Here is a 7,208-nt window from a genome sequence, read left to right on the forward strand (position 1 = left end):
CGTCACCGAGCTACAAAGCAAGTGCTTGGTAGGTTAGCCTACAGGGCATGCAGGACGTCGAGGAGTTCCGGGCGGAGGTCCGGCAGTGGCTCGCCGACAATCTGGTCGGCGAATTCGCAGCTCTCAAGGGCCTCGGTGGGCCCGGACGCGAGCACGAGGCGTTTGAGGAGCGCCGGGCATGGAACCAGCACCTCGCCGCGGCCGGACTGACGTGCCTCGGCTGGCCGGTCGAGCACGGCGGCCGCGGCCTGTCCACCGCGCACCGAGTGGCGTTCTACGAGGAGTACGCCAAGGCCGACGCCCCGGACAAGGTCAACCACTTCGGCGAGGAGCTGCTTGGCCCCACGCTGATCGCCTTCGGCACGCCCGAACAGCAGCAGCGCTTCCTGCCGCGCATCCTCGACGTCACCGAGCTGTGGTGCCAGGGCTACTCCGAGCCCGGCGCCGGCAGCGACCTGGCCAACGTGGCGACCACCGCCGAACTCGACGGCGACGAGTGGGTGATCAACGGCCAGAAGGTGTGGACGTCGCTGGCGCACTGGGCGCAGTGGTGCTTCGTGGTCGCGCGCACCGAGAAAGGCTCCAAGCGCCACGCCGGGCTGTCGTACCTGCTGGTGCCGCTGGATCAGCCCGGTGTCCAGGTCCGTCCGATCATCCAGCTGACCGGTGACTCGGAATTCAACGAGGTGTTCTTCGACGACGCCCGCACCGAGGCCTCTCTGGTGGTCGGCGAGCCCGGCGACGGCTGGCGGGTCGCCATGGGGACGCTGACCTTCGAGCGTGGGGTCTCGACGCTCGGGCAGCAGATCCGTTACGCCCGTGAGCTTTCCAACCTCGCCGAGCTTGCCCAGCGGACCGGCGCCGCCGAGGACCCGTTCATCCGCGAGCGGCTGACCCGGGCGTGGACCGGGCTGCGGGCCATGCGCAGCTACGCGCTGGCCACCATGGATGTCGAGCAGCCCGGACAGGACAACGTGTCGAAGTTGTTGTGGGCCAACTGGCATCGCGACCTCGGCGAGCTGGCCATGGACGTCATCGGCAAGCCGGGGCTGACCCTGGCCGACGGCGAGTTCGACGAATGGCAGCGGCTGTTCCTGTTCACTCGCGCGGACACCATTTACGGCGGGTCCAACGAGATCCAGCGCAACATCATCGCCGAGCGGGTGCTCGGCCTACCCCGAGAGGTGAAGGGATGAGCCTGTCCGAAGCCCCGAAAGAGATTGCCGGACACGGACTTCTGCAGGGCAAGGTGGTGGTCGTCACCGCCGCCGCGGGCACCGGCATCGGCGCGTCGACGGCACGACGGGCGCTGGCAGAGGGGGCCGACGTGGTGATCTCGGATCACCACGAACGCCGGTTGGGGGAGACCGCCGACCAGCTCACCGCGCTCGGCCAGGGCAGGGTCGAAAGCGTGCTGTGCGACGTGACGTCGACCGCGCAGATCGATGCGCTGTTCGCGTCGGCGACCGCGCGGATGGGACGCGTCGACGTCCTGGTGAACAACGCCGGGCTGGGCGGGCAGACGCCGGTGGTCGACATGACCGACGAGGAGTGGGACCGGGTCCTGGACGTCACCCTGACGTCAGTGTTCCGCGCCACCCGCGCGGCGCTGCGCTACTTCCGTGACGCACCGCACGGCGGAGTGATCGTCAACAACGCCAGCGTCCTGGGCTGGCGGGCTCAGCATTCGCAGGCGCACTATGCCGCCGCCAAGGCCGGCGTGATGGCGCTGACCCGTTGCAGCGCAATCGAAGCCGCGGAGTACGACGTGCGGATCAATGCGGTGTCGCCGAGCATCGCGCGGCACAAGTTTCTGGAGAAGACGTCGTCGGCCGATCTGCTCGACCGGCTGTCGGCCGGCGAAGCCTTCGGGCGCGCCGCCGAACCGTGGGAGGTGGCGGCCACCATCGCGTTCCTCGCCAGCGACTACTCCAGCTACCTGACCGGCGAGGTCATCTCGGTGTCCAGTCAGCACCCATGAGCTGCGATATCGCTGACTAGCGCCGGCCCGCGACGTGTTTACAATTGTCGACCAACGCGGTTGACGCAGGTGGGAGGGTGCAGTGAGCGACGGACCGGGTCACCGACCGTGGGGTGAGAACCCGCCTCCCGCAAGCACACCCGGCCAGCCACCGGGTGCCCCGTGGCAATCCGACGCGGGTTGGCCGCAGCAGTGGGGTCAAGGGGGTCAGCCAGCCCCTTTCGGGCAGCCCGCGTACGGGGGGTGGCCCTCGCCACCGCCGGTCACCGTCGCCCAGTTCAACGGGCCGCAGGGCGGTCCCGGGCAACGCAATCGCAAGCCGTGGATCATCGGGCTGAGCGTGGCCGCCGCGGTGCTTGTCGCGGTTGTCATCACCGTGATCGCGGTCAGCAGTGGCGGCGGGTCGGGCAGCGCCGGTGATGCCGCCAAGGGTTACCTCGAGGCGCTGGCCCGCGGCGATGCGCAGGCCGCGTTGTCGTACAGCACCGATCAGCCGGCGTCGAAGGAGTTCCTGACCGACGACATCCTCAAGCGGCAGATCGCGCGGTGGCCGATCACCGACATCAAGATCCTCGACGACAATTCCGCGCACGCTTTCGGTTTCGGGCAGGTGCACGTGTCGGCGAAATTCGGCGAAAACACCTCGGACGTGACCATGTCGATCAAGAAGGCGGGCAGCGACTGGAAACTCGACCACGCCGCGATCAAGGTGGACACGCTGAACGCGGGCATCGAGCAGGCCGCCGTCAAAACCGCGACGTTCTTCGGCAAGCCCGTCGGCACCGCGCCGGTGTACGTCTTCCCCGGTTGGCTGGACGTCTCCAGCAGCAACCCGAATCTGGCCGTCAACACGAAAAAGCCCTTCCTGCTTGACAATCTGACGACATCGGGCGCGTACTTCAACGACCTGGAATTCAAACTCAGCGACAAGGGGTTGGCCGCGACCAGCTCCGCGATATCGGCGGCGCTGGCCAGTTGCGCGAACTCGAACCAACTGCGACCGGCCGACTGCCCGCAGCACGCCTTCGACTACGACCTGGTGGACGGGACCGCCGCCTGGGGCAAACCGGACATCAGCGGCCTCAAGATCAACCTGTTCGATCCCTTCCGACTCGAGGCGTCCTTCTCCGGGTCGGTCAACTTCCCGCTGACGGCCCAGACCCGGTCGGGCGGCACCAAGACGAGCGTCGTCGACACCTTCGTGTCCGGCAACGCCGACGAGTCGCAGAATCCGCCGGTGGTCTCGCTGCGCTGACGCTCTTGACGGAGCGGCCGCGGATCGGAAACCAAGGCGTCGGTGGCCAAGCAAGCGCTTGGTTGATACTCTGATCGGGTGGACCGAGTGCCCGGTCAGGCGAACAGCCGGCGAGACGAGCTACTGGAGCTCGCCGCGACGATGTTCGCCGAGCGTGGATTGCGCGCCACCACCGTCCGGGACATCGCCGACAGCGCCGGCATTCTGTCCGGCAGCCTGTATCACCACTTCTCCTCCAAGGAGGAGATGGTCGACGAACTGTTGCGCAGTTTCCTGGACTGGCTGTTCGCGCGCTATCGCGAAATCGTCGACAGCGAGGCCAACCCCCTGGAGCGGCTCAAGGGGCTGTTCATGGCGTCGTTCGAGGCGATCGAGCACCGGCACGCGCAGGTCGTCATCTACCAGGACGAAGCCCAGCGGTTGTTGTCTCAGCCCCGGTTCTCCTACATCGAGGACATGAACCGGCAACAGCGCAAGATGTGGCTCGAGTTGCTCAATCAGGGCGTCGAACAGGGGTATTTCCGGCCCGACCTCGACGTCGACCTGATCTACCGCTTCATCCGTGACACCACCTGGGTGTCGGTGCGCTGGTATCAACCCGGCGGACCGCTCACCGCGGAGCAGGTGGGCCAGCAATATCTCGCCATCGTGCTTGGCGGGATCACTGCGGAATCAAAGAACATCGAAGAAGGAGTCTGAAATGCCTGAGGCGTACGTCATCGACGCTGTGCGTACCGCGGTCGGCAAGCGCGGCGGGTCGCTGGCCGGAATTCACCCGGTGGATCTCGGTGCGCTGGGATGGCGCGGCCTGCTCGACCGGGTCGACGTCGATCCCGCCGCCGTCGACGACGTGATCGCCGGCTGTGTCGATGCCATCGGCGCGCAGGCCGGCAACATCGCCCGGCTCTCGTGGCTGGCCGCGGGCTATCCCGAAGAGGTTCCCGGCGTCACCGTCGACCGGCAGTGCGGATCCAGCCAGCAGGCCATTTCCTTTGGCGCGCAAGCGGTCCTGTCCGGCACCGCCGATCTGATCGTCGCCGGCGGCGTGCAGAACATGAGCCAGATCCCGATCTCGTCGGCCATGACGGTCGGCGAGCAGTTCGGATTCACCTCACCGACAAACGAATCCAAGCAGTGGCTGCACCGCTACGGCGACCAGGAGATCTCACAATTCCGCGGCTCCGAGCTGATCGCGGAGAAGTGGAACCTGTCCCGCGAAGAGATGGAGCGCTACGCGCTGACCAGCCACGAGCGCGCGTTCGCGGCCATTCGCGGCGGCCACTTCGACAACGAAATCATCACCGTGGAAACCGAATCCGGGCCGTTCCGGGTTGACGAGGGGCCGCGCGAGTCGTCGCTGGAGAAGATGGCCGGGCTCAAGCCACTGGTCGAGGGGGGCCGGTTGACGGCGGCCATGGCCAGCCAGATCTCCGATGGTGCCAGTGCCGTCCTGCTCGCGTCCGAAAAGGCCGTCAAGGAGCACAACCTGACGCCGCGGGCACGCATCCACCACATCAGCGCCCGCGCCGCCGACCCGGTGTTCATGCTGACCGGGCCCATCCCGGCGACCCGCTACGCGCTGGACAAGACCGGGCTGTCCATCGACGACATCGACACCGTCGAGATCAACGAGGCGTTCGCGCCGGTGGTGTTGGCCTGGCTCAAGGAGATCAAGGCCGACCCGGAGAAGGTCAACCCCAACGGGGGCGCGATCGCGCTCGGTCACCCGCTGGGTGCCACCGGCGCCAAGCTGTTCACCACCATGCTCAACGAGCTGGAGCGCATCGGTGGCCGCTACGGGCTGCAGACGATGTGCGAGGGCGGCGGCACGGCCAATGTCACGATCATCGAGCGCCTCTGACCTCGTGCAGCACTCGCTTCCGTCGCCCAGTGTGAAAGCTACGACGCGTCAACCGCGTGTCGCGTCGTAGGATTCACATTCGCGAGGTTGTCGGTGCGGGTTGGCACCATCGGCGGCATGACGGAGCTCTTCCTGGGCAGTGAGGCCCTGGCGGCAAAAGTGATGCCCGAGCGGGCAATGCGCTCCCTCTTCGAGCCTGTCCATCCGGGTGTCTACGCCCCCGGCGGCATCGCGCTGACGGCGCGCGAACGCGCGCGGGCGGCATGGCTTTGGTCGCGGCGCAACGGCGTCATCGCGGGGAACTCGGCGGCCGCGATGCTCGGGGCGAAGTGGGTGAATCCGACGCTCGATGCTGAGCTGGTGCACGGCAATCGCCGCCCACCCGCCGGCATCGTCGTGCACAGCGAGACACTGCTCCCCGGTGAGGTAGTCGAAGTCGACGGCATGCCAGTGACCAGTCCGGCGCGCACCGCTTTCGATGTTGGACGGTGGACATCGTCGCGGCTGTCCGCGGTGCAGCGGCTCGATGCGCTGGCGAACGTCACCGACGTCAAAATCAGCGACATCGAAGCCGTGCTGGCCGGGCATCGCGGCACGCGCGGCCTGGGTCGGCTCAAAGCGGTGCTGCCGCTGGTGGACAGCGGCGCGGAGTCTCCGCAGGAGACCCGTACTCGGCTGGTGCTGATCGACGCGGGTTTGCCTGTGCCACAGACACAGATCCGAGTGTGCGACGACTACGGCGACTTCGTTGCCCGCATCGACATGGGGTACCGCGAGCTGCGCGTCGGCATCGAGTACGACGGACCGCAGCACTGGACGGACGCCGGGCAGCGCGATCGCGACATCGACCGGTACACCGCATTGGCCGACTTGGGCTGGACGATCGTGCGGGTCGGCAGCGACCTTCTCCGCTATCGGCACGGCACCCTCATTGCCCGTGTCGTCAACGCGATGCGGGCCGCGGGATGGCGCCCTGGGCCACCGAGCGTGAAATCCTCGACGGCACCGCGGCGTGTCGCGTCGTGAAATCCACCCTCGGTCAACCTTTTACCGGATTCGGCCGCCTATCGGGTCGCCACCACCAGGCCAATGCCGCCCAGGGCGAGCAGCCAACTCGTGAAGCTGCCGACCAAGAAGTACTCGGTCACCTCGTCGATGCCTACGCCGTTGTTGCGGTTGGTCTGGGCGTTCAATTCCGGGAATCGGATGATGCCCTTGGCCGCGACGACGGCGCTGGCCGCGGCCACCTGGCCGCCGACGCCGAGGCTGAGAATCAACAGCCGCTCCAGCGGCCCCAGCAGCCGGCCGCCCTTGAGCCGATCCGACGGCTGCGGCTCACCCGGTGGGCGCACCGCGCCCACCGAGCCAAGCACCAGGCGCACCAACTGATTGGCGGTGGCGAACTGGACCAGCATCACGCCGACGAGCATCAGCAACCGGGCGGGCGTGACATGGCTGAGTGGCAGGTGAACCCAGGCCGACCACCGCGCGACGACGCCGCCGCCCGGCGAGGACCAGCCGGATAACAGGGCCAGCACCGCCAGCGCGCCGCCGAACACCGCCAGCGGAGCGATCTGGTTTTTGCCGCTGAGTTCGCTTCGCGCGCAAAGCCATTCCCACGCCACCACCGCCGCGGCGGCCAGCACGAGCAGCGCGATGTCCCCGGCACGCCACAGGGCGCCCAGCCCCGCGCACGCCAGCACCACCACCGGCCCGGCCAGCAGCGGTGGCCATAGCGCACCGACCGCACGCCGGCAGAGGTCGGCGACGCCGAGGGCGATGAGAAAGACCGCCACGGCGCTCACGGCAGACTCCGAAGGTATTGACTGGCAAGCACAATCAAGTCCAGGCCGTCGCGGCTCGCGCGTTGGGACACCGCCGACGGGCTGATGCCCTCTTCGGCGGCGAGCTCCTTTTTGGTCCGGCCCGTCATCAAGCCCCTCACTATCCGCAATGACCGTTCATCAAGCGATCCAAGCAGATGGTCCCGACAGATCAGGGCGGCGTTGACGGCGGCGACGTCGTCGCGGGTGCCGGCCTCGGCCCGAAACGTCGTGCGTACCAGCGTCAAGCCGGGCTGCCGCTGCGCCTCCGCGGTGTGCTGGATGGAC

The 7,208-nt window shown here is 67.6% G+C and carries 7 protein-coding genes and 1 pseudogene; 6 read left to right on the forward strand and 2 right to left on the reverse strand.

Annotated features, from left to right (window positions below; all coding sequences use genetic code 11):
- Positions 1-47: 47 nt before the first annotated feature.
- The 6 genes from ipdE1 (at position 48) to A5646_RS05595 (ending at position 6,123) form a co-directional block, all read left to right on the forward strand.
- The gene (gene ipdE1 / locus A5646_RS05570) at positions 48-1,196 is read left to right on the forward strand and encodes an acyl-CoA dehydrogenase IpdE1 (RefSeq protein ID WP_067020472.1); all 1,149 of its coding nucleotides are present in this window, start codon (positions 48-50) and stop codon (positions 1,194-1,196) included.
- Positions 1,193-1,981, forward strand: a complete 789-nt coding sequence (ipdF, locus tag A5646_RS05575) for a (5R,7aS)-5-hydroxy-7a-methyl-1-oxo-2,3,5,6,7,7a-hexahydro-1H-indene-carboxyl-CoA reductase (RefSeq protein WP_066859659.1) — start codon at positions 1,193-1,195, stop codon at positions 1,979-1,981. The genes ipdE1 and ipdF overlap by 4 nt, the downstream gene beginning before the upstream one ends.
- 82 nt (positions 1,982-2,063) lie before the next feature.
- Positions 2,064-3,236 carry a proline-rich domain-containing protein gene (locus A5646_RS05580; protein ID WP_082984641.1) on the forward strand — a complete coding sequence of 391 codons (1,173 nt, stop codon included), beginning with the start codon at positions 2,064-2,066 and terminating at the stop codon, positions 3,234-3,236.
- A 78-nt stretch (positions 3,237-3,314) separates the two neighbouring features.
- Entirely contained in the window at positions 3,315-3,935 is a 621-nt protein-coding gene (gene kstR2 / locus A5646_RS05585) for a TetR family transcriptional regulator KstR2 (protein WP_156749304.1), read from the forward strand.
- A 1-nt stretch (position 3,936) separates the two neighbouring features.
- Entirely contained in the window at positions 3,937-5,097 is a 1,161-nt protein-coding gene (gene fadA6 / locus A5646_RS05590; protein ID WP_066859651.1) for a steroid 3-ketoacyl-CoA thiolase FadA6, read from the forward strand.
- A gap of 117 nt (positions 5,098-5,214) precedes the next feature.
- Positions 5,215-6,123: an endonuclease domain-containing protein gene (locus A5646_RS05595; protein ID WP_066859672.1), complete on the forward strand. Its 909-nt coding sequence runs from the start codon at positions 5,215-5,217 to the stop codon at positions 6,121-6,123.
- 38 nt (positions 6,124-6,161) lie between these two features.
- Here the strand turns inward: A5646_RS05595 and A5646_RS05600 are convergent, their stop codons facing one another.
- Together A5646_RS05600 and A5646_RS05605 are read right to left on the reverse strand one after the other, a co-directional pair.
- Entirely contained in the window at positions 6,162-6,902 is a 741-nt protein-coding gene (locus A5646_RS05600; protein ID WP_067020475.1) for a hypothetical protein, read from the reverse strand.
- Positions 6,899-7,208: pseudogene (locus A5646_RS05605) on the reverse strand (RNA polymerase subunit sigma-70); the annotation flags it as partial. The gene A5646_RS05600 and the pseudogene A5646_RS05605, both read right to left, overlap by 4 nt.

This window comes from Mycobacterium sp. 1245499.0, from assembly GCF_001673615.1.
In the GTDB taxonomy this organism is placed as follows: domain Bacteria; phylum Actinomycetota; class Actinomycetes; order Mycobacteriales; family Mycobacteriaceae; genus Mycobacterium; species Mycobacterium europaeum_A.